The organism is Celeribacter halophilus, from assembly GCF_900114135.1.
GTDB lineage: Bacteria > Pseudomonadota > Alphaproteobacteria > Rhodobacterales > Rhodobacteraceae > Celeribacter > Celeribacter halophilus.
In genome coordinates this window covers 82,168-108,260 of the sequence record NZ_FORY01000011.1, presented here as the reverse complement: position 1 = coordinate 108,260, position 26,093 = coordinate 82,168, and the positions used below count along the sequence as shown (strand labels likewise).

Sequence of the window (26,093 nt, the reverse complement as noted above, 5' to 3'; positions counted from 1 at the left end):
ATTTGCCAAGAGCCTATCTGCACACAGACAGATCAACCGATGGAAATACCTTCTTACGCCGCCTTTTGTGCGGTCTCGCGGATGCGTTCGACCATAGCGCGCAAGCCATTGGACCGCTGCGAGGACAAATGTTCGTCAAGCCCGAGCCGCGCCAGTTCCGCAGGCGCATCCACAGCCAGAACCTCCTGCACGGTCAGCCCTGCGTATAGCTCGTGCAAAATGGCGATCAGCCCCTGCACGATCATCGCATCCGAGGCGCCCTGAAATTCGAAACGCCCCGCCTCGATTGTCGGCACCAGCCAGACCTGAGAGGCACAGCCCTCCACCTTGGTGGCGGGCACTTTGAACGCCTCGTCCAGCGGCGGGAAGGCCTTGCCCAACTCGATCACATGGCGGTAGCGATCCTCCCAATCGTCCAGAAACTCAAAGGTTTCGACAATCTCTTCGAAATTCTCAGTCGCCATGATCCATTCCTTGGCCTGTGGGGCAGTTGACGATTTCTTACGCCCTCCCCCGTCAAAGGTCCAGATGCCCGCGAGACAGCCGTCCTTTTGCACCCCCGCTTTGCACGGCTGGGCTTTTCAAGGCGGGGCTTTTCGGGTAGCCCTTTCATCACGAAAGTTTCAGGGCCGAGAACAAAGGGGTGTCCGATGCGGCGTCAGGTGATCATTTCAGGGCTGGTTTTGTCGCTTGTGGCCGGCTGTGCCTCTGTGCGCGAGTCGCGGTTCAACCCGATGAACTGGTTTGGCTCCTCCGAACCGGTTGCAGCCGCACAGGCCGGACAACCCGTGCAGGTGCGTAAAACCCTCGCCCCGCGCAAGGGCTATCCGGTGTTCGTCGACACCCGTGCGCTTGCCCCGACGATCAGCGAGATGCAGATGGTCAAATCCGCCTCCGGTGCCATTGTGACCGCCACGGCGTCCCTGCCCTCCACCGGATATTATGACGCCGAACTGGTCGCTGTCCCCTCCGGCAGCGCCGATACGCTCGTGTTCGAATTCCGTCTGCGCGCACCCACGAAGGCAGCTCCCGCAGGCACACCGGCGCAACGCAAGATCACAGCGGCGAAATCCCTGTCGAATGCCGAGATTTCAGGCATTCGCACCGTCATCGTCAAAGGCGCGGACGGCGCGCGACAAGTCCGGCGCTGAACCGCTTTACATCCGTGCCCTTCAGGACCATCTTGTGCGTCTGAAGATTGTTGAAAGGCACGCACATGTCGGATTTCCCACGCAAAATCATCATCGACACGGATCCGGGGCAGGATGACGCCATGGCCATCCTTCTGGCGCTTGGCTCGCCCGAAGAGATTGACGTTCTGGGCATCACCGCCGTTGCGGGCAATGTGCCGATCGAACGCACGGCTGAGAACGCCCGCAAGGTCTGTGAAGTGGCCAAGCGCCCCGATGTGAAGGTCTTTGCCGGCTGTGACCGCCCGATGGCCCACACGCTTGTGACGGCCGAACATATCCACGGCAAAACCGGTCTCGACGGCATTGAATTGCCCGCACCGACCATGCCTTTGCAGGAGCAGCACGGGGTCGACTTCATCATCGACACGCTGAAACGCGAACCCGCCGGCACGGTGACGCTGTGCCCGATGGGGCCTTTGACCAATATCGCCACGGCCTTTGAAAAAGCGCCGGAAATTGTCGAGCGCGTGCAGGAGGTTGTCCTCATGGGCGGGGCCTATTTCGAGGTCGGCAACATCACCCCCGCTGCAGAATTTAACATTTACGTCGATCCAGAAGCCGCTGATATTGTTTTTAAATCCGGCACCAAAATCACAGTGATGCCGCTTGATGTGACGCATAAGGCGCTGGTCACCGCGCCGCGCCTTCAGGCCTTCCACGACTTCGGCAATCATCTGGGCGAGGTGGTCGCAGGGTGGCTCGATTTCTTCGAGCGGTTTGATGTTGAAAAATACGGCTCCCTTGGTGGCCCGCTGCACGACCCGACCGTCATCGCCTATCTCATTAAACCCGAGCTGTTCTCCGGCCGGTTCATTAATGTGGAGATCGAGACCCAATCGAAACTCACCCGCGGCATGACAGTTGCCGATTGGTGGGGCGTGACAGATCGTGCGAAGAACGCGACCTTTATGGGAGATGTGGATGCGGACGGGTTCTTCGAGCTTTTGACCGAACGTGTCCGGCGTCTGGCCTAGAGGTATGCTGTCGATTGAGTATTTGGACAGCAAGGGAAACGGCCCTACATTCCTGTCATGACACATTTCGATAACAGCTACGCCCGCCTGCCCAAGCGGTTTCACACCAAAATCGCGCCGGAGATGTCTCCCGCGCCCGAAATGGTTTTATGGAACGAGGGGCTGGCCGAGGCTCTGGGCGTTGCCGATTGGGATGCCGAAATCTGTGCAGGCAATGTGATCCCCGACGGGGCCGACCCTCTGGCGCAGGTCTATGCGGGGCATCAGTTTGGCGGCTGGTCACCGCAACTGGGCGACGGGCGGGCGGTTCTTCTGGGCGAAGTTGTCACGGATCAGGGCCGGTTCGACATCCATCTCAAAGGCGCGGGGCGCACGCCCTATTCGCGCAATGGCGACGGTCGGGCGTGGATCGGGCCGGTTCTGCGCGAATTCATCGTCAGCGAATTCATGCATGCCGCAGGTATTCCCACCACGCGCGCGCTGGCTGCGGTGCGCACCGGCGGGCGGGTGCAGCGCGAGCGGGCTTACCCCGGCGCCATTCTAACCCGCGTTGCTGCCTCTCACATTCGGGTGGGCACATTCCAGTATTTCACTGCTCAGGGCGATGAAGAAGCCGTCAGGTTGCTGACAGAGCATGTTCGCGCACGGCATTTTCCGCAAGCGGGCAGCACGCTTGAGCTTTATGCAGAAATCGTCAAGGCGCAGGCGCGTCTGATCGCCGGATGGATGGGGCTTGGCTTTGTGCACGGGGTGATGAACACGGACAACATGGCGGTCTCCGGCGAAACTATCGACTACGGCCCTTGTGCCTTTATCGACGGCTATTCCCCGAAGGCGGTATATAGCTCCATCGACCGTGCGGGGCGCTATGCCTATGAGCAACAGCCCTCCATGGCGCATTGGAATCTGGCGCAGCTCGGATCCTGCTTCGTGCCGCAAATGGAAGCGGAACTGGGCGGGCAGCAACAGGCGATTGAGGCGCTCACCGAGATTTTGAACAGTTTCCCCGATCTGTATCAGGCCCAGTGGCGCGCGGTCTTTGGCGCAAAGCTCGGCATTGCCGACCCGCAGGACGCGGATGTAGCGTTGATACAGGAGCTTCTCGGGTTGATGGCCAAGGACGGGGCGGATTTCACCAACACATTCCGAGGCTTGCTGGATGGCACCGCGCGGTACTGGGTGCTGGATCGTGCGGGATTTGATCTCTGGGCCGAGCACTGGCAGGCCCGCCGCGCGCCGGATTGGCAGGAGATCATCGCCAAGGCCAGCCCCGCCGTGATCCCGCGCACCCACCGGATTGAAGAAGCGATCCAAGCCTCTCTGGCAGGGGATGACAGCAAGGCAAAGCGTTTGGCGCGGGTGTTGACGCGGCCCTTTGATCTGGCCGAGGAGGATCGGGATTTGACGCATCCGCCGCGTGAGGACGAAGTGGTGCATCAGACCTTCTGCGGGACATAGATATCGCTCACGCCAGCCCCTGACGGGGCGGCTCCGCGTGGGCGGGCACAGCCCGGGCGACAGTCGTCGCCTTCTCCGCTTCACTGCGTGAAACATCGCGATTGTCGCTCACCCCAGCCCTCACAAAGCCGTCCCGCGTGGGCAACCCAGACAGAACAACACCTCACTTCGAGCGATATTTCCCGAACAGGCGGCTATTGCGGGTGATGAAGTCGCGCAAGAGCCCCGCAAAAGGCGCACGCCCCCAGCGCACATAGATCGCACCGGAGATCGCGCCCACAAGCCCGCCGCCGGCATCGACGATCAAATCCCACATCGTGTCCTGAAGACCGGATTTCTGCATATTCGTACCAAAGATCTGGTCCATTGAATATTCGAATATCTCCCAAATCGCGCCGATCGACATGGCAAAGGCAAAGGCAAACAACCCCATAGCCCAAGGAGGCGCGGCATAGCGGTCGCCTTGGAACAGCATGAAAATCGCAACAAACCCCACGAGGCCGAACCCAACAGCCGAGCCGCCATGCAGCACCACGTCCCACCACCAGTAGCGGTTGTAGAAATCCCCCACCTCGCCCAGAAACAGCGTGGCGAAGATGAACAGAACGATCCCCGCCATGAAGGACCGCGGGATATAGATGTGAAACCGCCGCGCGAACAGAATCGGCATCAAGGTCAGGCCGAATGTGCCCAGCGCGATGAAGGACGAGGTATAGCGCGCCGTCACAAGACCCGCGACAAACTCCCCCAAAAGCGCCACCCAGACAAGCTTCATCACCAAAGGTTGCTTGCGGGCTTTGACGAGCCAATATCGCAGGGTATCTTTCAGCGGCATGGGTGAAATCCTGTCATTGCGACCTTATGTTAATCGTATGTTACCGAAAGTGGAAAGAGACGCGTTGCGTCTGGCCTCATATAATCTGCGCAAATGTAAAGGCACCGACGGGCAGCGCGCGCCCGGACGTGTCATTGACGTGATCAACAGCCTTGAGGCCGATGTGGTCGCATTGCAAGAAGCCGATCTGCGGCTGGGGCCACGGCCAGCCGCGCTGCCCGGACGGATGATCGAGGCGCATACAGATTTCACCGCCCTGCCCGTCAACACCTCACCCGTCTCTGTCGGCTGGCACGGCAATGCCATCCTTGTGCGCAAAAGCGCAACCGTCGAGGCGAGTTATCGTTTCGACCTGCCGGGACTGGAGCCACGCGGAGCGGTGGCCGTGGACCTGCCCCAGCTGCGTGTGGTCGGCGTGCATCTTGGCCTGTTGCGCGCCTCGCGACAAAAACAGCTTCACGCCATTCGCCAGCACCTTGCAGGTCTCGACGACCGGCCCACGGTGATCCTCGGAGATTTCAACGAATGGTCCCGCCGGCAAGGACTTGATCCGCTTAAAGACGCTTTCGACATTCACGCGCCGGGCCGGTCCTTTCACGCCTCGCGCCCGATTGCCGCGCTGGACCGGATCGCCTTCACCCAAGCCCTTGCCCTGCGCGATGCGGGCGTGGTTGAGACGGAACTTTCGCGGCGGGCCTCCGACCATTTGCCGATCTGGGCCGACCTGTTGCTTGCAAAACGCTCCTCCTGACGAAATTTCCTCTAGGATACGCCTCCGAGCCTGAGTAAACCCGTGGCAAGACCACATGTAAGGGCTCCCCATGACACTTCTACAGATCACCTCGCTTCTGATCGTTCTGGCTGGCGCGTTCGGAGCAATCAATTACCTGTTTCTCCGCCTGCCCTCCTCCATCGGCATTCTTGTTGTCGCGCTCATAGCCTCGCTCTTCGTGATCGGACTGGACGCCATCTACCCCGCCTCTCAGGTCGAAGAAACAATCCGCGCCGAAGTCCTCGCGATTGATTTCTCCGATGCGCTTCTGGAGGGCATGTTGGGATTGCTGCTCTTCGCGGGAGCCTTGCATGTGAAGGTTTCCGATCTGAAGGCCGAATGGCGGCCTGTGTTTCTTATGGCCACCCTCGGCGTGGCACTCTCCACCGCAGTTGTCGGCACGGGGTTCAGCTGGATGACGGGTATGCCCCTGATGATCGCGCTGACCTTCGGAGCGCTCATCTCCCCTACCGATCCGGTCGCTGTCCTGGGCGTGTTGCGACAAGCCTCTTTGCCCAAGAGCCTCGAAACCAAGATCGCAGGCGAAAGCCTCTTCAATGACGGGGTCGGCTATGTGGTCTATCTCGTGCTCGTCGGACTGGCATTTTCCTCAGGCGGGCATGGCGATATGGCAGAAGCCCATGGCGCCACAAGCACCGTAGAAAGTGCGCTGATGCTCTTTGCGCAGGAGGCTTTGGGAGGCGCGGCTCTTGGCATTGTACTCGGGTGGCTGACCTTCCGCGTGATGCGGCTGATTGACGACTATGCGCTCGAAGTGCTCATCACCTTGGGGCTGGCCTTCGGCGGCTATGAACTGGCCGTGGCGCTTCATGTCTCGGCCCCGATCATGGCCGTCTGCGCAGGACTTCTGATCGGTGATGTCGGGTCGAAATACGGCATGTCCGAAGAAACCCGCCGCTATGTCGATGCCTTCTGGAAGATGATCGACGAGATTCTCAACGCCATCCTCTTCCTGATGATCGGGTTCGAGGTCTTTGCCGTCGCCTTTGATACCTCCTCCATCATCGCCGGTCTCATGGCCATCGTGCTCGCACTGATCGCACGCCTCACCGCCGTTGCGATTCCTGTATTGATGCTGCGCCCCTTCCGCAATTTCAGCAAGGGCACCATCCCGATCATGACATGGGGTGGCCTCAAGGGCGGGATCTCCGTGGCGCTGGCACTCTCCCTGCCCGATAGCGAATGGAAGCCGCTGATCCTGACCGCGACATATATCGTTGTGGTCTTCTCGATCATCGTGCAAGGTCTCACGGTTGCCCCTCTGGCCAAACGTGTCGGGCGCGAACCGGGGCTTGATGTATGGCGCGCTATCTGACTTATGACGTTTTCACCGACCGGCCATTTGGCGGCAACCCTCTGGCTGTCATTCCCGATGCCAGCGCCCTGCCGGAAGCGCATCTGCAAGACATCGCCCGCGAATTCAACTATTCGGAAACCGTTTTCCTCTACCCGCCCGAAGAGATCTGCAACACCGCGCGGCTCCGCATTTTCACACCGACAATGGAAGTCCCCTTCGCGGGCCATCCCACCATCGGGGCGGCTGTTGCGCTCTCGGAACTCGGGCACGGACCCGAAATGCGTCTCGAACTTCCGGTCGGGCTAATCACCGCCAATGCAGTGGGGCGCAAAGCCTCATTCACCGCCACACAACCGCTTGAAACGATCGACCATCCCGACCCCACGCTGGTGGCGCAAGCGCTGGGGCTTCATATAAACGATATGGCCACCGCTCCCGTCATGGCAGGGATGGGATTGGCCTTCACCTTCACGGAACTCACCACGCGCGCCGCGCTTTCGAACATTTCATGTGATGTAAGCGCCTTTCGCAACGGTCATGCACGCTATCCGATGGGCCTCGACTTTGCTCAAGCCCCCTATTGGCGTGACGGCAACACGATCCATATGCGGATGTTCGCGCCTTTGGACAATATTCCCGAAGATCCGGCCACCGGTTCGGCGGCGGCCGCTCTCGGTCGGATATTGCAGCAGGAACAAGGTGATGATGTCTGGCTGACAATTCATCAGGGCGACGACATGGGACGCCCCTCGCGAATATCTGTGAAGGCCGGTTCTCACGGCGTGAGCATCGGCGGCCAAGCCATTCGCATGATGGAAGGTCAACTCAACATCTAATACCCTCGCGAACACATTTGCGAGTTGTTCGCAAAAGCAGGCTGGACCAATCCGGTGCGTTTTTCTACCTTGAGGCCGAACACGACGGCCCGGAGCCCTTATGACTGATACGATCCTATCGCGCTGCGAGGCCAAGGGCCTGCGCCTGACCGAACAACGGCGGATTATTGCCTCTGTTCTCGAAGAGGCTATGGATCATCCTGACGCCGAAGAACTATATGCCCGCGCCTCGGCCAAGGACCCCAACATCTCGCTGGCAACGGTCTATCGCACGGTGAAGCTCTTTAAAGAGCGTGGCATTCTCGAAAAGCTTGAATTCGGCGACGGACGAGCGCGCTACGAGGCTGCAGACAGGGAGCATCACGACCACCTGATCGACATAGACACGGGCCGCGTGATCGAATTTGTCGACCCCGAGATCGAAGCACTTCAGGAAAAGATCGCGGAGCGTCTGGGGTTTGATCTGAAAGGTCACCGGCTTGAACTCTACGGGGTGCGTAAAAAAAGCTGAGTGCTTTCGCGCTCCCCCGTCTGCGTCTTTGCTCTTGTCACAAGGCTTGCCGGACCACGGCGGGCGGGGATAGGTCTGCTAAAAAACACTGCGGACAACCCATGTACAATTTGCGCGCCATTTTCATGATCATCGGCTCCATGGCATTTTTCACCGTGGAGGATATGTTCGTCAAATATCTCTCCAACTTCCTGCCGGTCTCTCAGGTGCTTCTGGCGATTGCCATCGGCGGCACTCTGACCTTTCTGGTCTGGGCACTTGTGCGGCGGGATGCAATCCTTGTGCCGCGCAACTGGCGGCCCGTGATCCTGCTGCGCGCCTCGACCGAAGCGGTGGCCTCGATCTCTTTTGTCACCGCGCTCTCGCTGGTTGATATTTCCACGGTCGGCGCGGTGTTCCAGTCCATGCCTCTCGTCGTCACGCTGGGAGCGGCCCTCTTTCTGGGCGAACGTGTCGGCTGGCGTCGCTGGAGCGCGATTGCCGTAGGGTTTGTCGGTGTTCTGATGATCATCCGGCCCGGTCTCTCGGCATTTGATCCGCAAGTGCTCTGGGTTTTGGTCACTGTCGCCGCCGTGGCCACCCGTGACCTGATGACACGGGTCATGGATGCGGCGGTGCCCTCCTCTGTCGTCTCGTTTCAGGCCTTCCTTGCCATAATCCCCGCCGCCGCTCTGGCGCTCTGGCTCTCCGACAGCAGCCCTCTGCCCTTCACCTTGCCGCTACTGGCCATGACCGCCATGGCCATCGCCTCCGGTGTGCTGGGCTATACGCTCATCGTGGCCGGAATGCGTCTGGGGGATGCGTCTGCGGTCACCCCGTTCCGCTACACCCGCCTCGTCTTTACCATGATCGGCGGTATGCTGGTCTTTGACGAGCGGCCCGACCTGATGACCTATCTCGGCTCGGCCGTCATCATTGCCTCCGGCCTTTACACGTTTTTGCGCGAACGCAAGCTGGCGCGGCAATCGGTCCGGGGCTGAAACAACTGTTCTGCGCACTGTTAGCGTATGGGTTGTTGACCTGACCGCCCCGGCTGGTATCAAGCCTTTGACTGGCCCGCCAATCTAACTTTGCAAAGGGACGTAAAGCCATGAGCACCATCATCGACATCATCGGCCGTGAAATTCTCGACAGCCGCGGCAATCCGACCGTGGAAGTGGACGTCATACTGGAAGACGGCACCATGGGCCGCGCGGCCGTGCCCTCCGGCGCGTCCACCGGCGCACATGAAGCCGTCGAAAAGCGTGACGGGGACAAATCCCGCTACATGGGCAAAGGCGTGCTCGAAGCCGTCGCCGCCGTGAACGGTGAAATCTGCGAGGCCCTCGTCGGCATGGACGCCACTGAGCAGGAAGCCCTCGACGCCGTGATGATCGAACTCGACGGCACACCCAACAAGGGCCGCCTTGGTGCCAATGCCATCCTCGGCGTATCGCTGGCCGCTGCCAAAGCCGCTGCCGATTACTCCGCCCTGCCGCTTTACCGCTATGTCGGCGGCTCCAGCGCCCGCATTCTCCCCGTGCCGATGATGAACATCATCAACGGCGGCGAACATGCCGACAACCCGATCGACTTTCAGGAATTCATGATCATGCCGGTCTCGGCATCGAATGTGAAAGAAGCGATCCGTATGGGCTCCGAAGTCTTCCATACGCTGAAAAAAGAACTCTCCGCCGCAGGCTACAACACCGGCATCGGTGACGAAGGCGGCTTTGCCCCGAACATCTCCTCCACCCGCGAGGCGCTGGACTTCGTGCTGAAATCCATCGAGAAAGCCGGCTACAAACCGGGCGAAGACATCTTCCTCGCACTCGACTGCGCCTCGACCGAATATTTCGAAGGCGGCAAATACGAGATGAAGGGCGAAGGCAAATCGCTCACCTCCGAGGAAAACGCCGACTACCTCGTCGCCCTGTGCAACGACTACCCGATCATCTCGATCGAGGACGGCATGGCCGAAGACGACTGGGCCGGTTGGAAACTCCTGACCGAGAAACTCGGCGACAAGGTCCAGCTTGTGGGCGACGACCTCTTCGTGACCAACCCCGAGCGTCTGGCCTCCGGCATCGAGCAAGGCGTGGCCAACTCCATGCTCGTCAAGGTGAACCAGATCGGTTCGCTCTCCGAGACCCTCAAAGCCGTCGATATGGCCCACCGCGCACGCTACACCAACGTGATGTCGCACCGCTCCGGCGAAACCGAAGACGCCACAATTGCCGATCTTGCAGTTGCCACCAACTGCGGCCAGATCAAAACCGGCTCCATGTCGCGCTCTGATCGTATGGCAAAATACAACCAGCTGATCCGCATCGAGGAACAACTGGGTGCCACAGCAGAATATGCCGGAACGTCGATCCTGAAAAAGTAAAACCGGCGGCAGCTCTGCCCGCTTGACCGAAGTTGGAAAGCCCTGCCATTTTGGCGGGGCTTTTTGTTTTGAGGAGATTGAAATGCAGATTTGCTATTACACTTCTTCGGAGCACCTGATCTCGACACTAGAAAACAAGCATCTCAAGGTCTCCCGTTTCAGCGAATGCAATGACATATTCGAGCTTGGGAATTTCTGTATCCCTTACCACTCGAAATTGTCGGAACGCCAGCAGGCCCGTAAACCTCTGAGACGTTGGGCTGACCGGATGGACAAAGCGTACGGGCTTATTTGTTTCTCAAAAGATCACTATTCCCCACTCATGTGGGCACACTATGCGGATCGCAATCGCGGGGCATGCTTGGTGTTTGACTATCACTCGCAAACATCAGCGGGGAAGCTTATACAGGTGAATTATAAGGAAATACGGGACGAAATTTCTCCTGAAGAGACAGACAGCCTCCCTGAGAACGATATTCTTAAGCTCGACTATGCTGAGCTTCAAAGGTGTTTTGCGACGAAACAAAGCCGTTGGTCCTACGAGAACGAATATCGTCTGATTGTCGACCTGAAAGACATGAAACTGAAGGGTGAGAGCTACTTTTTCGCTTGGGGAAACACCCTGACATTAAATCAGATCTATGTCGGAGCCACCCCGACAATATGTGCCAGCACACTCCAGAATATCGTTGGAAAGAGTATGAAAGTTAGACAAAAGCGCGCCGGTTTTGGCGGATACCAAATCGTTGAGCAGAAAAATAAAGCCCTATGGAAACGAGCCGACTGCTCCTCGGATAAAGCCTCATTTTAGAAGAAAAATAGCGATGAGGGCGACACCTAACTGGACGTACGGACGCTTCAGCCCATGTGTAGTCTAGTGATGTGTTCAATCCATTGCGCATTCCTCGCCAACTTGCTTTAACCTCCCCATGACCAACACCACGCCCCTCCCCGCGCCGCTTCCTGACGGCATCCATGAGCTGCCTGCGGGCAAGCTCGCCGCTGTTGTCACCTATCTCGAAATGTTCAACCGCCCCGCTCCGCGCCCTGCGCCGGAGCAGCCGGAGTTGACGCTGGTGCGTCACGAGGCCCCTGATCTCGACTGGTATCGGGCGCTCTATCGTCGTGTAGGCGAGGACTGGCTCTGGTTTTCGCGGCTCTACATGGAGGAGGCCGATCTTGCCGCGATCCTCACCCATCCGGATGTGGAGGTCTATTCGGTGCGCAAAGGCGGTGTTGATCTCGGGATTCTGGAACTGGATTTCCGCGATGCCGAGAACACGGAACTGGCGTTTTTCGGGCTGCATGAGAGCCTGATCGGCGGCGGCACCGGGCGGTGGTTGATGGAACAGGCGCTGGACAGAGCCTTTGCGCATGACATCAAACGCCTGTTCGTACACACCTGCACGCTGGACAGTCCGCAGGCGCTGCCTTTCTATATCCGGTCGGGTTTCACCCCCTACGGGCGCGCCATCGAGGTGATGAATGATCCGCGCGTGGCCGGTGCCCTCCCCGAGAGCGCCGCGCCGCATATCCCGTTGATCGACTAATCGCCCGCCCGCATGACCGTCGCGCAAAAGAGGAGACCATGATGAGCCGGATCACCCCCGCAGAGCAACGTGTCGGCCTTTTCACCGCCGCCTATGTCATCGGATTTGCCCTGTGGTTCTTTGCCATCGGGAATTTCGAATTTATCTTCTATGTCGTAACCCTGCTCGTTCTGGTGGGTCTCATCGCCATTAGCCTGCGCAAAGCGGATTACCCGCCGCGCCTGTTGTGGGCGCTCTCGCTGTGGGGGCTGATGCATATGGCGGGCGGCGGCGTGCCTGTGAACGGGTCGGTGCTCTACACATTGCAACTGGTCCCGATCCTCAGCGACGGGGAGATGAGCCTGCTGAAATACGACCAAGTGGTGCATTTCTACGGCTTCGGCGTCTCGGCATGGCTGTTGTGGCACATCATGACCCACAGCTTTCCCGTCCTTAAAGGCACGAAAACCGCCTTTGTCCTGCCGGTTCTGGGCGCGATGGGCTTGGGTGCGCTCAACGAAATCATCGAATTCACCGCCGTGCTGATGCTCCCTGACACGAATGTCGGCGGCTATATCAACACCGGTCTTGATCTGGTGTTCAACGCGGCGGGGGCGCTCTGTGCCATGTGGATTGTGACCTCGCGCGAAAAGGAGACCTCATGACCGATATGACCGCAGACGAGATCATCGCTCATCTGAACCTCGCACCCCACCCCGAAGGCGGGCATTACCGCCAGACATGGGTGGCAGACGCCTCCGGCGACCAACGTCCTGCGGGCACCTGCATCTTTTTCCTGCTCAAAGCCGGAGAGCGCAGCCATTGGCATCGTGTCGATGCGGCTGAAATCTGGCACTATTACGCTGGCGCGCCGCTGGTGCTTTCCATTGCCGCAACAGACAAGGGGCCTGCCCGCGCCGTGACCCTCGGGCCGGATCTGCAAGCAGGAGAGACACCGCAAGCGATTGTCCCCACAGGCCATTGGCAGGCGGCCCGCAGCACCGGAGACTGGACTTTGGTCGGCTGCACCGTGTCTCCGGGGTTTCGTTTCGAGGGATTCGAACTGGCCCCAGCAGAGTTCGAGATCCCGTCTGACGTCTGATATTTCGCCCCAAATGCTAAAAAACGCCCCGTTCTGGCGCATTTACGGGGAAAAATTGCACGCCTTTCCCCGTAAAACAGGGCCAATGGTAAGGTTTTCCGCACTAGCGCAAAACTTACGTTAGGTTAAGCTGGAGGTGTTAATCAGTATCGGGGGGGGAATGCTGTCAGCATATGTTCCCGTTTTACCGAGTGAGAAGAGACCGGGGGTCCTGCTTTGCGCATTCTCCCGGTTTCGGTTCCTCTCCCACTTTGTCCAGTCGACTGTTGACCAGCCCTTTGCCTTAACACCCAAGCGTCCCGCGCGAACTGCCTACAACCTTACCGGGCAGGCTGTTTGCCACAGATGGCAAAACAGGTTTCAAGCCGCCGGGCGCGACACACGCCCACCTCCTATCGCCGCACGCACGCCAGTGGTGGACGGAGACGAGGTCGGCAGCCCTCGCAGGACACGCACAGCGAGATAGGCAAAGGCCTGCGCCTCCAGCATATCTCCATCCAGCCCCACCTCTTCGACCGGCGCAACAGGACAATCCACACCTGCCGCAATCATCGCCATGAGCGTTGCATTATGCCGCCCGCCCCCTGTGACATAGAGCGCAACGGGCGCGGTCGGGCAATGCTCCATCGCACGCGCCACCGAAGCCGCGGCAAAAGCGGTCAGCGTCGCGGCGGCATCGGCGTCGGACAAGTCTGACACCGCGTCCAGAACGTCATGGAAATCGTTCCTGTCCAGTGACTTGGGTGGCATCTTGTAGAAAAAGGAATGTTCCAGCCCCTTGGCGACGACCTCCATATCGGGCTGACCTGCGGCGGCCAGAGCGCCATCCCGATCATAACTCTCTCCTCGCCGTGCGCGCGTCAGGTCATTGACCGGCGCATTGGCAGGCCCCGTATCGAAGGCCAGCAAGGCATCCGGCGCGGCAGGGTCGGCAACACGCGGGTCCACCCATGTGAGATTGCCCACACCACCGAGGTTGAGAAAGGCCACGGGCCCCGCAGCACCGATATAACGCGCAAGCGCATGGTGATAGAAAGGTGCCAAGGGCGCCCCCTGCCCGCCCATCTCCACATCCGTCGAGCGGAAGTCCCAGACCACAGGCACAGAGGTCACTTCGGCAAGAACCGCCCCGTCTCCGGCCTGATAGGTCCGTCGCTCATGCGGCGCATGGGCCAGTGTCTGACCGTGAAAGCCGATCAACTCGAACCCGTCCAGTTCCGACAAGGCCTCGGCATGGGCGGTCTCTATGAGCTCCGTCAAAGCCTCGGAGGCCTGCCATGTCCCAAGTTCGGCACGAAACATGGCCTGTTCCGCCTCGCTATAGGCCCGAAACGCCGAGTCGCCAAAACCGCAAACACTCACGCCATCGGTTTTCAACAACGCCACATCCACCCCGTCCAGAGATGTTCCGGACATACATCCTGCGACCCAAATCGGCGCTGTCTTACTCTTACCGCTCATCACACTCTTTCCCTTTGGTGCTCACCCCGATATATCAGGCCGCGCTGACCCTTTGAACGGAAAATGTGACAGATGACATACCATCCCAAATCGGACTTTCTCCGCGTGATCATCGAACGCGGTTTCCTTGCGGATTGCACCAATCTGCAAGAGCTCGACGAAGCCCTGAACAAAGGGATGGTCACCGCCTATATCGGCTATGATGCCACGGCAAAATCCCTTCATGTCGGGCATTTGCTCAACATCATGCTGCTGCGCTGGTTCCAGAAAACCGGCAACAAACCGATCACCCTCATGGGCGGCGGCACCACGAAAGTGGGCGATCCGTCCTTCCGCTCCGACGAGCGCCCGCTTTTGTCGCCCGCACAAATCGACGACAATATTGACGGGATGCAAAGGGTCTTTGCCCGATACCTCGACTACAAGGACGATGCCAACGGCGCGTTGATGCGCAACAATGCCGAATGGCTCGACGAGTTGAACTACCTCGATTTCCTGCGCGACATCGGACGGCATTTCTCCGTCAACCGGATGCTGTCCTTTGAATCCGTGAAATCGCGACTGGATCGCGAGCAATCGCTGTCCTTCCTCGAATTCAACTACATGATTCTTCAGGCCTATGACTTCCTTGAACTGAACCGCCGCTACGGCTGTCTGTTGCAGATGGGCGGTTCGGACCAGTGGGGCAATATCGTCAACGGGATCGACCTGACGCGCCGCGTTCTGGACAATGAAATCTACGGGCTCACCACGCCGCTGCTGACCACCTCGGACGGGCGCAAAATGGGCAAAAGCCAAGGCGGAGCCATCTGGCTCAACGCGGAGATGCTGAGCCCCTACGAGTTCTGGCAGTTCTGGCGTAACACCACGGATGCCGACACAGGCCGTTTCCTCAAGCTCTACACAGAGCTTCCGGTGGAAGAATGCGACCGTCTGGGCGCGCTTGAAGGCTCCGAGATCAACGAAGCCAAGATCATCCTCGCCAATGAAGTCACCACGCTGCTGCACGGGGCCGAAGCCGCCAAAGCCGCCGAAGCCACGGCCCGTGAGGTCTTTGAGAAAGGCGGCGTGGGCGATGACCTTCCGACCGTTGAACTCTCCGCCTCCGACATTGGCGACGGCATCTCTATCGTTCAGCTGTTCGTCAAATCCGGTCTCGCTGACAGCGGCAAGGCGGCGAAACGCCTCTTTGCCGATGGCGGGGCCAAGGTGAATGACGCGGATCACAAGGACGCGGGCCTGCTGGTCACGGCGGAGATGCTCAAAGAGCCGATGAAGCTCTCGGCGGGCAAAAAACGTCACGCCTTGGTCGTCTGCAAAGACTGATCCCTATCTGAAATGAAATAAAGCCGCGCTTTAAAGCGCGGCTTTGTGATCTTTGCATCATGGATTTTTTCCTGATTTTTCGGCAAAATACCCAGATATGAAACGACTCGCCCTCCTCACACTCCTTCTGACAGGAACCGCCCCCGCCCTACACGCCGAGCCATGGCTCACCGGCGACGGATGGATTGCGCTTGGCACTTCGACGGTCGAGGACGAAGATCTCTGGTTTGGTGGAGACGGCACATGGCGGACCAACTGGGACGGGTTGGGCCTCAGCTTCGGGGCTTTCGGAACCTTGGGGCGAGAGCATGAAACCTATGCCGCACTGAGCTACAGCCTTGGCTCCACACGCTATGAAATCGGCAACCCCCGCCCCGCCTACGACCAGTTCGCGCGTCCGCTCCTCTCCGATGTGATGCTGACCGAAGCCTTGCAGCGCACCGATACCGGTTACAGCCGACTGACCGACGGGACCATCACACAGAACAATTACCTGCCCGCAGGTGCCAGCTATCAACGCAGCGACATGGCCGCGTCTCTCCATTACGTCGATGACTATAACACGGCGATTCTGGGGCTTGGAGGCGGTTGGCACATGGGAGACTGGCGCGTAGAGGCCGCTCTTGAGTATGTCGATGGTGACAGTTCAGATGCCAATGCCAAGCTGCAAGGCCGTTACATGCTCGGGTCCGGCGAAATGTCCGGCACCCTGTCTTACAACGAGGCCAATGACGCCCCTGCCGCGATGGAACTGGCCTATCGCCATCCGCTCACGAATACGATTTCCATGACAGAGCTGGTCTCCGTGCCCTTCGAGGAACCGGAAGACGGGCTGGCCCTTGTGGGGGCGAATATCTATCTGCGCGGGGAGACCTCTCTGGATGTCTCCGGCGGATATGGCGCAGGGGACGGGCTGGCCTCCGCCGCGCTGCGCTTTGAATTCTGAAACGCGCTCAAGGCCTTAGGCGAACAGCAAAAAGGGCGCCCAAAAGCGCCCTTTCTTTATGAGTAACCTCAAGCCTTGTGCGAAGATCAGTCCGTGACAGAGACTTTCACCATCACATCCGGTTCGCCGATCACAGCACCATTGGGCCCCGTGCCGCGCTTGATCTCATTGACCACATCCATGCCCTCGGTGACCTTACCAACGACCGTATACTGGCCGTTCAGATGCGGTGCGGGGGCAAACATGATGAAAAACTGGCTGTTGGCCGAATTCGGGTTCTGGCTCCGCGCCATGCCGACAACACCGGCATCAAAGGGTTGATCGGAAAACTCGGCTTTCAGGTCCGGCTCGGAAGAACCGCCGCGTCCGGCCATCTGCATGGAGAACTCCGTCGCGCCCATCTTGCCATATTGCACATCGCCCGTCTGGGCCATGAACCCGTCGATCACACGGTGAAAAACGACATTGTCATAAGCGCCTTCGCTTGCGAGCTTCGTGATCTGCGCAACATGGCCGGGGGCCACGTCCTCGAAAAGGTCGATATGCACGGTGCCATTGGCCTCGCCTTTGACCTCGATATCAAGCCCCGTGGCAAAGGCCGGAGCCGCCGCCAGCGTGGCGATCAGTGTCAGCGTTTTACGCAACATCGGCAGCCACCTTCATGGAGATCATCGCATCAGGATACATCGGCGGTTCACCGCGGGTGATCTTGTCCACATGCTCCATACCAGAGATCACGCGCCCGTAGACCGTATACTGGCGGTTCAGGAAATGGTTGTCGGAGAAGTTGATGAAAAACTGCGAATTGGCGGAATCGGGGTTTTGCGACCGCGCTGCACCAATGGTGCCACGATCATGCGGGATGCCGGAAAATTCCGCCGGAACATTCGGCAGGTCGGAACCGCCCGTGCCCGCACGACGCAATTCGAAGTCCTTGTTCTGGTTGCCGAATTTCACGTCACCGGTCTGCGCCATAAAACCCTCGATCACGCGGTGGAACACAACCCCGTCATAGGCACCGGCACGGGCCAGTTCCTTCATCCGCTCGCAATGTTTCGGCGCGATGTCGGGCATGAGTTCGATCACAACTTCACCGCTTTCCAGCGTGAGGATGATTGTGTTTTCGGGATCTTTGATGTCGGCCATGACTGCCTCCTCGGGGTCATAAAAGGGGTCGAAATTTTGCCCAGTTTAATGTGCCCCACCGGTGAGGGAAAGGGCGATCTCGCAGCATCCGCGCGGATTGGCCCTGATGCGTCCTCACGCCTGTTGACGAAGCGGTGAGGAGCGGTCAAACAAGGGTAATATGCCAAACCCTCCCTGAAAGGACCGATTGCTATGGCTTGGAAAACCCTCGATGATATGGAGCTCTCCGGCAAAGTGGTGCTGACCCGCGTGGACATCAACGTGCCCATGGCCGATGGCAAAGTGACCGACGCCACCCGGATCGAACGGATCAAGCCCACGATCGACGACATTCTTGCCAAAGGTGGCAAGCCGGTTCTTCTGGCGCATTTCGGGCGTCCCAAGGGACAGGTTGTGCCGGAGATGAGCCTCGGACTGATCAAGGACACCGTGGCCGAGGTTTTGGGCGTGCCGGTCAAATTTGCGACCGATTGTATCGGCAGCCCCGCGAAAGAGGCCGTGGCAGCTTTGCAACCGGGCGAGGTTCTGCTTTTGGAAAACACCCGTTTCCACAAGGGCGAGACCGACAATGACGGGCAATTCGCCGCCTCACTGGCTGCACTTGGCGATGTCTATGTCAATGACGCCTTCTCCGCCGCGCACCGTGCCCACGGCTCGACCGAGGGCGTGGCCAAGCTCCTGCCCTCCTGTGCTGGGCGTTTGATGCAGGCCGAGCTTTCCGCGCTTGAAGCTGCGCTTTCCACCCCCACCCGTCCGGTCGTGGCCGTTGTGGGCGGTGCGAAAGTCTCGACCAAGCTTGATCTGCTGGGCAATCTCGTGCGCAAGGTCGATTACCTTGTCATCGGTGGCGGCATGGCCAATACATTCCTCGCCGCAGAGGGCGTGGATGTGGGCAAATCTCTGTGCGAACACGATCTGGCCGACACGGCACGCGAGATCATCAAGAAAGCCGACGAGGCCGGTTGCGAGATCGTTCTGCCCGTCGATGTGATCGTGGCGCGCGAATTCAAAGCCAATGCTGCCAATGAAGTCCTTCCGGTGACCGAATGTCCCGAAGATGCGATGATCTTTGATGCCGGCCCGAAATCCGTGGCGCGGATCAACGAGATTCTGGACGACGCCAAAACCGTCATCATGAACGGACCTTTGGGGGTCTTCGAACTGGAACCTTTCGGCGCGGGCACCTTTGCCATGCTCGAAAAAATCGCGGAACAGACCAATGCAGGCGCTTTGGTCTCGGTCGCAGGCGGTGGCGATACGGTCTCGGCAATCAATGCCTCCGGCCATGCCAAGGATTTCACCTATATCTCGACGGCGGGCGGTGCCTTCCTCGAATGGATGGAAGGCAAGGAATTGCCCGGCGTGGTCGCTCTCGGCTAACGCCTTTCGCACGTGCGGTTCAACGCACAGGCAAACATTCACAGGCCCGCCTCTCCGGCGGGTCTTTTCTTTGCCGCCCACACGTTTGTGCCGCCGACATGCCCCCATGTCGCGTATACCGGATATGCGCGGCCCTCTTGCTCTGGATCAATCCTTTGCCTGCATAAGTCGCGTAATCTGAACTCATTGCAACCCGTGAGCGCTACCAAGATTGCGAGCACGCGCCGAGCAAGGTAACTCGGTTGTGAAATCCCCTAAGCCCTCGCTGCCGAGGGACGATTTGAGCCAAAAGAGGAATGAGATGTCTATTCAGGAAATGACCGCCAAAATGGGCGAAGGCCAAGGCTTTATCGCAGCACTAGACCAATCGGGCGGCTCGACGCCCAAGGCGCTCAAACTCTACGGCGTGGATGAGAGCGAATATTCGGGCGAGGCCGAAATGTTCGACATGGTCCACGCCATGCGCTCGCGCATCATGCAGTCGCCCGCCTTCACCGGCGACAAGGTCATTGGCGCAATCCTTTTTGAGATGACCATGGACCGCGAAGTGGGCGGCAAGCCGACCTCCCTGTTCTTGTGGGAAGAAAAAGGCGTCGTGCCGTTTCTCAAAATCGACAAAGGTCTGGATGCCGAAGCCAATGGCGTTCAGCTGATGAAACCGATCCCCGGTCTCGACGATCTTCTAGCCCGTGCCGCCAAGCTCAAGGTCTTCGGCACCAAAGAACGCTCGGTCATCAATGCCGCCAATGCGCAAGGCATCAAAGCCATTGTGGACCAGCAATTCGAAATCGGTGAACAGGTGATCAAGGCCGGTCTCATGCCGATCCTCGAGCCGGAAGTGACCATCACCATCGAGGACAAGGCCGAGGCCGAAGCCATCCTGCGCGACGAGATTCTCAAACATCTCGATGCGATGGACGACAGCAAACAGGTGATGCTGAAGCTCTCCTTGCCGAGCGAGCCGAATTTCTACAAACCGCTGGTCGATCACCCGCGCGTGTTGAAAGTCGTGGCCCTGTCCGGTGGCTACAGCCGCGATGAAGCCAATGCGCTTTTGTCGAAAAACACCGGCATCATCGCCTCTTTCTCCCGCGCACTGTCCGAAGGGCTGAACGCCAAACAGTCAGACGCGGAATTTGACGCCACCCTGCAAGCCGCCGTGGACAGCATCCACGCCGCGTCGATCGCAGGCTGATCTGATCCGGAACCAAAGCAACGGGGCATCCTTTCGGGTGCCCCTTTGTCGTAGAAGTCAAACAACCTCCCCCACCTCATCATCGCAACAGGCCTCAGGTCGTCGCAACGATCCAGTCGGGTCGGATACCGCTTCGGGAAATATAGGGCACCACGTCATGACCACGGAACAACCCGTGGTCCGTGATGAGAATCGTGCCGATCCCCGCACTTGCCCCGCCCAGAACATCCGTGTGCAACGTATCGCCAACCATCGCGATACGGTGACGGGGCACGTCCTTGAGCCGCGCTAAAGCCGTTTCAAACGCATTGCCGAAGGGCTTGCCAAAAAACGCCGCCTTTTGACCGGTCCGCTCGGTGACATCATGGGCAACCAACCCCGGTTCGAAGGACAAGCCCTCCTCACGCGGGGCGACAAGATCGGGATTGGCCACAACCAACGGCCTTGGCCGCGCCAGAAGCGCCTGTGTCAAAGCCTCCGTATCCGATTGGGACCAGCGCGCACTGGACAGCAGGAGAAATCCCCCTGCGCTGTGCAAAAGCTCCGGATGCTCCGCCAGATGCTCGATCCGCGCCGCGTCATCCGCATCGTTGAAATCGTCACCTTCAGCGGCGGCGGCGGCCCAGACCTTTCCGCCCGCCAACTGCGGCAGAGCCGCGAAAGCCACGTCACGGCTCGACACCACCTCAGAGGCGGAAAAGTCAAAGCCCAACCGATGATATTTGGCCAAGACCGCCTGACGGGTGTAGCTGGCCGCGTTGGTGAGAACCACAAGCCGCTTGCCCGCCGCCCGTAGATCGGCCATGCGCTCGACCGCACCGGCTATAGCCGTTTCACCGCAATTGAGCACCCCGAAAGCATCCAGAATATAGGCGTCGAAATCCTCCACCGTATCGGCCAGACTGTGCCCCGCACGCGATTGCGGGGCAAACTCCGCCTCCGGCAAGACCGCGCGAACGCTTTCATACCGGTGAAATGCCCAATCCGTATCAATCATCCGCGCTCGCCCCGCTCAACTCGCCTGCTCATTTGGTTTCGCCCCCGCCGCGCTCACAAGATCGCAGACGACAGGCGCACGAGGGCCGACATATGCGGCCATCCCCTGTGTTCAAAGGGATTTCTTGTGCAAGCGTGAAGAAATCGCCTCTCCAACTGCCGCAAACTCGGGCATTCTCGGCCACGAGGTCTCGGGTTTTCTGCCGGTTCACAGACAATTATGCCACCCAACTCTTGCCCCCGAACACAGGCGCGTTAAACCCGTCTCATGATTACCATTCGCGCATTCGACTTCCCGCTCTCGCAAGCCCTCGCACACGCCATGAGCAGCCCCCAGTCAGACAAGCCCGCCTGTGTGCTGGCCATGATCGGGGGCGCGGCCGGACCGTCCTTTCGTCCGGTCGGGGCGAGCATGTTCATCATGGAGGATGGCACCTGTTTCGGCGGGCTGTCGTCCGGCTGTATCGACGGGGATGTCGCGCATCATGCGGCGCAGGTGCTCAAGGACCGAAAGCCGCGCAAACTGCGTTACGGTCAGGGATCTCCCTTTATGGATATTCAACTGCCCTGCGGCGGGTCACTGGATATTTTCCTCGTGCCCATAGACGACATCACCCGCTTGCGCACCGTGTCACAAAACATCTCAGAGCGGCAGGCCGTCACACTGTTCCTCGATATGGAGCGCGGCGGGGTTGCAATCGCAGAAAGCGCAGAAGATCAAAGTGTTGCGCTGCATGTCCTGCCGGACACCCGTTTCGTCGTTCTGGGCGCAGGCACGGAAGCCTCCGCCTTTGCCGCTATGGCGACCTCCGCCGGATATGATGCGGTTCTGGTCTCCCCCGACAGCGACACACTGGACGCGGCGCGGCACTCCATTCCGACCCTGCACACGCGCCACATCACCCAAGCCACCCTGCCCGCCGACATTGCGATTGATGCGCATACGGCGGTGACGCTGTTTTTTCACAACCATAGCTGGGAGCCGGATATTCTGTTGAACATCCTTGCCTCACCGGCATTCTACATCGGCGCACAGGGCAGTTTACGTACAGCAAATGCACGGATCGAAACGCTGCGCGCGGCGGGTGTGGGTGAGGCCGAACTGGCGCGGATCAAAGGGCCCATCGGTCTGATCCGCTCGACCCGCGACCCGCGCACCTTGGCCGTGTCGGTGCTGGCCGAAGTCCTGTCTTGTGAATCCCCACAAGGGCAGAGCTGATGCGGGTCGGGCTTGTTCTCGCTGCCGGACAGTCGCGGCGCTTCGGGGCGGAGGACAAGCTACTGGCCCCCCTGCATGGACGGCCCTTGTGTTCCCATGCTTTCGAGACCGTCGCCTCGCTTGATCTGGATCGGCGCTTTGCCTGTGTGCGGACCGATGCGGTCGCGGAGCGTGCTCAGGCGGCGGGTCTGGAGGTGCTGCGCGTGGAGGGTCAGCCGCAACAGAGCGACAGCCTGCGCAGGGGGCTGAAGGCGGCACAGGACTGTGGCGCAACGCAGGTGCTTGTCACGCTCGCGGACATGCCCTTTGTGCCCGCATCACACATGGCCGATCTGTTCGACATGGCAGGACATGACGCGGCGGCGAGCAGCTTTGACAGGCAAAGATTGCCACCAGCGGTATTTTCCGCATCCCGCTTTGCAGAGCTTTTGGCCCTGACCGGTGATCAGGGCGCAGGGCGTGTGATCCAAGCATTGCCCGAGCCGCAAATCCTGACTTTGCCTGCACAGGCCTTTCTGGACATCGACACCGCGGCTGATCTGGAGAGGGTTGATCGGGAAGCGAAACCCCCAAAAACAACGCTTAAATAATGCGTTGCGCAGCAATCTTAATGTAAAACTTGATGCCATAAATCCGGCAATATCACTGCACGTTTTGAAACTGCACGTATACGCTCCGCTCAAAACCGGAGCAACCCGAAGAGACGCAGCGCGCGTCCCTTCGGGAAAGTCGTTTACGCCTTGAGACCGGCCAGAACGGCCTCGGGCGTGATCGGCAGGTGACGCAGGCGCACACCAACAGCGTTGTAGATCGCATTGCCGATTGCAGGCGCGACCACGGTCGTGGCCGGCTCCCCGAGCCCGACAGGCACTTCGCTGCTTTCGATGAACTCCACATCCATATCCGGCGTGTCGATCATGCGCAGCGGCGTATAGGTATCGAGGTTGCGGTCACGCACGTTTCCGGCCTCGATTTCCGTGCCTTCGTAGAGCGCCATAGAGAGGCCCCAAAGTGCGGCCCCCTGTGTTTGCGCCAAGGCACCGTCCGGATCGACGATGATGCCTGCGTCCACCACGAGGTGAAGCTTTTCGACCGTGACCTGTCCGGTTGCGCGATCCACTTTGACCCGCGCGGCACAGGCTCCCCAAGTGGGCATGTCGCGCTCCTGACCGAAGCTGGTCGCAAGCCCGATGCCGGTGTCCGCCGGAAGGTCGCTCCCCCAGCCCGCCAGCTCTGCCGCACGTTGCAGCACAGCGGCCTGACGCTTTGCGCCACCGACCGCGTTGGGCGCAGAGCCCGCATTGCGACCTTCTGCGGTCAACAGGCTCAGACGGAAGTCCAGCGGATCACGGCCCAGCTTGTGCGCCGCTTCATCCATGAAGCTTTCCAGCGCCCAGTTGGTCCAGCCCGGTCCGACCGAGCGCAACCAACCGGGACGGAAGGTCGTGTTCGCCAGATCATTGGAAATCGCCCGCACCTTTTGCGCACCAACCGAATACCAGTGATCCGCACCGGCGATGGCAAAGGGATCGTAGGGTTCACCATTGGTCCCCTTCGGCATGAAGGAGGGCACCATCACCTCGGTCGGCCAACCCGCCGTGGCGTGATGTTCCATCCCGATCACGGTGTTATCCGCATCAAAGGCCATTTTCAAAGCCTGCACCGACGAAGAGCGCGGGCTGTCAAACAACACGTCTTCGGGGCGCATCATCACCATTTTGACGGGTTTGCCACCCAATGCTTTGGACGCAAGCGCCACAGGCACGGCGTAATCCCCGTTCAGACGCCGACCGAAGCCACCGCCCAGCATATAGGTGCGCATGACGATCTCGTCCGCAGACACACCAAGCGCCGCTTGCAAACTCGGCAGGATCAAGGATTGCCACTGGTTGCCCGTGTGGATTTCCCAGACCCCGTCCTCGTTTTGAAACGCCGTGGCGTTGAGCGGCTCAAGTTGGAAGTGCAGCACGGTGGCGGTGGTGTATTCCGCCGAAATCTGGTCGGCCGCCGCCTCGAAAACCGGCGCGGTATCGCTGTTGCCCGTGTCCAGAATCGAGCCTTTGCTCTCATCGGCAATCAGGGCCCGCCCGTGGTCCTGAATTTGCGCCTCGTCCACAGTGGCCGTGGGTCCGGCCTTCCATGTGACTTTGACCTTATCAGCGGCCCGTTGTGCCGCCATAAAGGTTTCGCCAATGACCATCACCCAACCGGGCACCGTGCCGGACGGATCGTCCAGCGTCAGCGTCTGGAGATAACCTTTCACGGATTTCGCCGCGCTGTCATCCACCGAGGCCACCGTGGAGCCGATCCGCGTCGGAGGCAGAAGCGGTGCGGCATAGACCATGCCGTCGATCTTTGCATCAATGCCGTAAACGGTCTTGCCCGTGGTTTTGTTGGCAATATCGAGCGCGGTGACGTCCTTGCCCACCAGACGCAATTCGGAGGCGGGCTTGAGCGGCAGCGCCTTGAGTTCGTCTTCGGTAAAGCTGCGGGTGATGCCTTCGGAGACAAGCTCGGCATAGCTGACGGAGCGGTCGCCAGAAATCACGCGGCTGTCCTGTGTCGTGCATTCGGACGGGGCCACACCCCATTTGGCCGCAGCCGCTTCGATCAGGGCCATGCGCCCTGCCGCGCCCGCCTGACGATAGACAGGCCAGCTTTGCCACACAGACCAGCTTCCGCCCGTGACCATCAGGCCCCATTTGGCGGCACTGTCGACATGGGTGATGGAAACATCTTCCCACGCCACATCCAGCTCGTCGGCCAGAATACGGGCAATAGCGGTCCCGACATGCTGCCCCATTTCGGCGCGGATGATGTTGACGTTCACCTTGCCCTCGGCATCAATCGCATACCAGAGCGAGGGTTCATATACGGCACCTGCTGGAGTCGCGGGCACGCCATCGGGCGCTGCCGGGTCCATCGCGGCCAGACCGGCACGCGGAAAACCGAAAGCGGCACCGGCTGCGGTCATGGACACAAGAAACCCGCGACGGGTCATCTCGGCTGTGGCTTCACCACGCGGCGGGAGTTTGAGCTTAGCCATTGGATGCGGCCTCCTTCATAGCGGTTGCCGCGTCACGGACAGCTTCGCGAATACGGGTGTAGGTCATGCAGCGGCACAGGTTGCCAGTCATCACCGCGTCGATGTCATCATCCGTCGGCTCGGGAATATCCTGCAAAAGCGCTGCGGCCTGCATGATCTGTCCCGACTGGCAATAGCCACATTGCGGAACACGCAGTTCGCGCCATGCGGTTTGCACGGGATGCGCGCCTTCAGGATCAAGCCCTTCGATCGTGGTGATCTCGGCCCCTGCGACAGCGGAAACCGGCGTCACACAAGAGCGCGTCGCACGTCCCCCGACATGTACGGTGCAAGCCCCGCACATCCCGATGCCGCAGCCGAATTTCGTCCCTTGCAGGCCGATTTCATCGCGGATCACCCACAGAAGCGGCGTGTCGTCTTCGACATCCACCTCGATCACTTTGCCGTTTATTGTAAAACTTGTCATTCTATCTCTCCTGATC

Annotated in this window: 27 protein-coding genes; 19 read left to right on the top strand and 8 right to left on the bottom strand. The window is 59.7% G+C overall.

Going from position 1 to position 26,093, the window contains the following annotated elements; translation table 11 throughout:
* Positions 1–53 precede the first annotated feature (53 nt).
* Positions 54–464 (bottom strand): SufE family protein, encoded by a 411-nt coding sequence (locus BM152_RS12585; RefSeq protein WP_066604798.1) that lies wholly within the window; start codon positions 462–464, stop codon positions 54–56.
* A 186-nt stretch (positions 465–650) separates the two neighbouring features.
* Between BM152_RS12585 and BM152_RS12580 the strand changes: the two genes are divergently transcribed.
* From BM152_RS12580 to BM152_RS12570, 3 genes are all read left to right on the top strand, one after another.
* On the top strand, positions 651–1,151 hold the full coding sequence (locus BM152_RS12580) for a hypothetical protein (RefSeq protein ID WP_066604799.1): 501 nt from the start codon (positions 651–653) through the stop codon (positions 1,149–1,151).
* Between the two features lie 65 nt (positions 1,152–1,216).
* The gene (locus BM152_RS12575) at positions 1,217–2,167 is read left to right on the top strand and encodes a nucleoside hydrolase (protein ID WP_066604800.1); all 951 of its coding nucleotides are present in this window, start codon (positions 1,217–1,219) and stop codon (positions 2,165–2,167) included.
* A gap of 57 nt (positions 2,168–2,224) precedes the next feature.
* Positions 2,225–3,625, top strand: coding sequence for a protein adenylyltransferase SelO (locus tag BM152_RS12570; RefSeq protein WP_066604801.1), 1,401 nt, complete (start codon positions 2,225–2,227; stop codon positions 3,623–3,625).
* Between the two features lie 163 nt (positions 3,626–3,788).
* Here BM152_RS12570 and BM152_RS12565 read toward each other — a convergent pair whose 3' ends face one another.
* A complete protein-coding gene (locus tag BM152_RS12565) occupies positions 3,789–4,460 on the bottom strand; it encodes a DUF2238 domain-containing protein (protein WP_066604802.1) in 672 nt (223 codons plus the stop codon).
* Positions 4,461–4,524: 64 nt separating this feature from the next.
* On the opposite strand from BM152_RS12565, the gene BM152_RS12560 reads away from it, so the two are divergent.
* The 10 genes from BM152_RS12560 (at position 4,525) to BM152_RS12515 (ending at position 12,896) form a co-directional block, all read left to right on the top strand.
* Positions 4,525–5,211 (top strand): endonuclease/exonuclease/phosphatase family protein, encoded by a 687-nt coding sequence (locus tag BM152_RS12560; RefSeq protein ID WP_231730535.1) that lies wholly within the window; start codon positions 4,525–4,527, stop codon positions 5,209–5,211.
* A 70-nt stretch (positions 5,212–5,281) separates the two neighbouring features.
* Positions 5,282–6,568, top strand: a complete 1,287-nt coding sequence (locus BM152_RS12555) for a cation:proton antiporter (protein ID WP_066604805.1) — start codon at positions 5,282–5,284, stop codon at positions 6,566–6,568.
* The gene (locus BM152_RS12550) at positions 6,553–7,386 is read left to right on the top strand and encodes a PhzF family phenazine biosynthesis protein (RefSeq protein ID WP_066604814.1); all 834 of its coding nucleotides are present in this window, start codon (positions 6,553–6,555) and stop codon (positions 7,384–7,386) included. Before BM152_RS12555 ends, BM152_RS12550 begins: the two co-directional genes overlap by 16 nt.
* Before the next feature lie 100 nt (positions 7,387–7,486).
* Positions 7,487–7,897 carry a Fur family transcriptional regulator gene (locus BM152_RS12545; RefSeq protein WP_066604816.1) on the top strand — a complete coding sequence of 137 codons (411 nt, stop codon included), beginning with the start codon at positions 7,487–7,489 and terminating at the stop codon, positions 7,895–7,897.
* 101 nt (positions 7,898–7,998) lie between these two features.
* Entirely contained in the window at positions 7,999–8,877 is an 879-nt protein-coding gene (locus BM152_RS12540) for a DMT family transporter (RefSeq protein WP_066604818.1), read from the top strand.
* Positions 8,878–8,987: 110 nt separating this feature from the next.
* Positions 8,988–10,265, top strand: a complete 1,278-nt coding sequence (gene eno, locus BM152_RS12535) for a phosphopyruvate hydratase (protein ID WP_066604821.1) — start codon at positions 8,988–8,990, stop codon at positions 10,263–10,265.
* Positions 10,266–10,287: 22 nt separating this feature from the next.
* Entirely contained in the window at positions 10,288–11,076 is a 789-nt protein-coding gene (locus BM152_RS12530) for a DUF2971 domain-containing protein (RefSeq protein ID WP_139222502.1), read from the top strand.
* Positions 11,077–11,194: 118 nt separating this feature from the next.
* Positions 11,195–11,815, top strand: a complete 621-nt coding sequence (locus tag BM152_RS12525) for a GNAT family N-acetyltransferase (RefSeq protein ID WP_066604827.1) — start codon at positions 11,195–11,197, stop codon at positions 11,813–11,815.
* 38 nt (positions 11,816–11,853) lie between these two features.
* Entirely contained in the window at positions 11,854–12,459 is a 606-nt protein-coding gene (locus tag BM152_RS12520; RefSeq protein WP_074914253.1) for a DUF2238 domain-containing protein, read from the top strand.
* A gap of 5 nt (positions 12,460–12,464) precedes the next feature.
* Positions 12,465–12,896 carry a cupin domain-containing protein gene (locus BM152_RS12515; protein ID WP_066605035.1) on the top strand — a complete coding sequence of 144 codons (432 nt, stop codon included), beginning with the start codon at positions 12,465–12,467 and terminating at the stop codon, positions 12,894–12,896.
* A gap of 360 nt (positions 12,897–13,256) precedes the next feature.
* On the opposite strand, the gene BM152_RS12510 is transcribed toward BM152_RS12515, so the two are convergent.
* The gene (locus BM152_RS12510) at positions 13,257–14,357 is read right to left on the bottom strand and encodes an anhydro-N-acetylmuramic acid kinase (RefSeq protein ID WP_066604828.1); all 1,101 of its coding nucleotides are present in this window, start codon (positions 14,355–14,357) and stop codon (positions 13,257–13,259) included.
* A 72-nt stretch (positions 14,358–14,429) separates the two neighbouring features.
* On the opposite strand from BM152_RS12510, the gene tyrS reads away from it, so the two are divergent.
* Both tyrS and BM152_RS12500 read left to right on the top strand, forming a co-directional pair.
* Entirely contained in the window at positions 14,430–15,683 is a 1,254-nt protein-coding gene (gene tyrS, locus BM152_RS12505; RefSeq protein ID WP_066604830.1) for a tyrosine--tRNA ligase, read from the top strand.
* Between the two features lie 97 nt (positions 15,684–15,780).
* Positions 15,781–16,629 carry a hypothetical protein gene (locus BM152_RS12500; RefSeq protein ID WP_066604831.1) on the top strand — a complete coding sequence of 283 codons (849 nt, stop codon included), beginning with the start codon at positions 15,781–15,783 and terminating at the stop codon, positions 16,627–16,629.
* An 86-nt stretch (positions 16,630–16,715) separates the two neighbouring features.
* Here BM152_RS12500 and BM152_RS12495 read toward each other — a convergent pair whose 3' ends face one another.
* Both BM152_RS12495 and BM152_RS12490 read right to left on the bottom strand, forming a co-directional pair.
* A complete protein-coding gene (locus BM152_RS12495; protein WP_170845875.1) occupies positions 16,716–17,276 on the bottom strand; it encodes a peptidylprolyl isomerase in 561 nt (186 codons plus the stop codon).
* Positions 17,266–17,775, bottom strand: coding sequence for a peptidylprolyl isomerase (locus tag BM152_RS12490; RefSeq protein WP_066604832.1), 510 nt, complete (start codon positions 17,773–17,775; stop codon positions 17,266–17,268). The genes BM152_RS12495 and BM152_RS12490 overlap by 11 nt, the downstream gene beginning before the upstream one ends.
* 192 nt (positions 17,776–17,967) lie before the next feature.
* On the opposite strand from BM152_RS12490, the gene BM152_RS12485 reads away from it, so the two are divergent.
* Positions 17,968–19,155, top strand: a complete 1,188-nt coding sequence (locus tag BM152_RS12485) for a phosphoglycerate kinase (protein ID WP_066604833.1) — start codon at positions 17,968–17,970, stop codon at positions 19,153–19,155.
* Positions 19,156–19,456: 301 nt separating this feature from the next.
* Complete coding sequence (locus tag BM152_RS12480) at positions 19,457–20,350, top strand: fructose bisphosphate aldolase (RefSeq protein WP_066604834.1); 894 nt, start codon at positions 19,457–19,459, stop codon at positions 20,348–20,350.
* A 94-nt stretch (positions 20,351–20,444) separates the two neighbouring features.
* Here BM152_RS12480 and BM152_RS12475 read toward each other — a convergent pair whose 3' ends face one another.
* Positions 20,445–21,347: a TIGR01459 family HAD-type hydrolase gene (locus tag BM152_RS12475; RefSeq protein WP_066604836.1), complete on the bottom strand. Its 903-nt coding sequence runs from the start codon at positions 21,345–21,347 to the stop codon at positions 20,445–20,447.
* A 267-nt stretch (positions 21,348–21,614) separates the two neighbouring features.
* Here BM152_RS12475 and BM152_RS12470 point away from each other — a divergent pair, with 267 nt between their 5' ends.
* Both BM152_RS12470 and BM152_RS12465 read left to right on the top strand, forming a co-directional pair.
* A complete protein-coding gene (locus tag BM152_RS12470) occupies positions 21,615–22,565 on the top strand; it encodes an XdhC family protein (RefSeq protein WP_066604839.1) in 951 nt (316 codons plus the stop codon).
* Positions 22,565–23,155, top strand: a complete 591-nt coding sequence (locus BM152_RS12465) for a nucleotidyltransferase family protein (RefSeq protein WP_066604841.1) — start codon at positions 22,565–22,567, stop codon at positions 23,153–23,155. Before BM152_RS12470 ends, BM152_RS12465 begins: the two co-directional genes overlap by 1 nt.
* A gap of 143 nt (positions 23,156–23,298) precedes the next feature.
* Here the strand turns inward: BM152_RS12465 and BM152_RS12460 are convergent, their stop codons facing one another.
* On the bottom strand, positions 23,299–25,611 hold the full coding sequence (locus BM152_RS12460; RefSeq protein ID WP_066604844.1) for a xanthine dehydrogenase family protein molybdopterin-binding subunit: 2,313 nt from the start codon (positions 25,609–25,611) through the stop codon (positions 23,299–23,301).
* Positions 25,604–26,077, bottom strand: a complete 474-nt coding sequence (locus BM152_RS12455; RefSeq protein WP_066604851.1) for a (2Fe-2S)-binding protein — start codon at positions 26,075–26,077, stop codon at positions 25,604–25,606. Before BM152_RS12455 ends, BM152_RS12460 begins: the two co-directional genes overlap by 8 nt.
* Between the last annotated feature and the right edge of the window lie 16 nt (positions 26,078–26,093).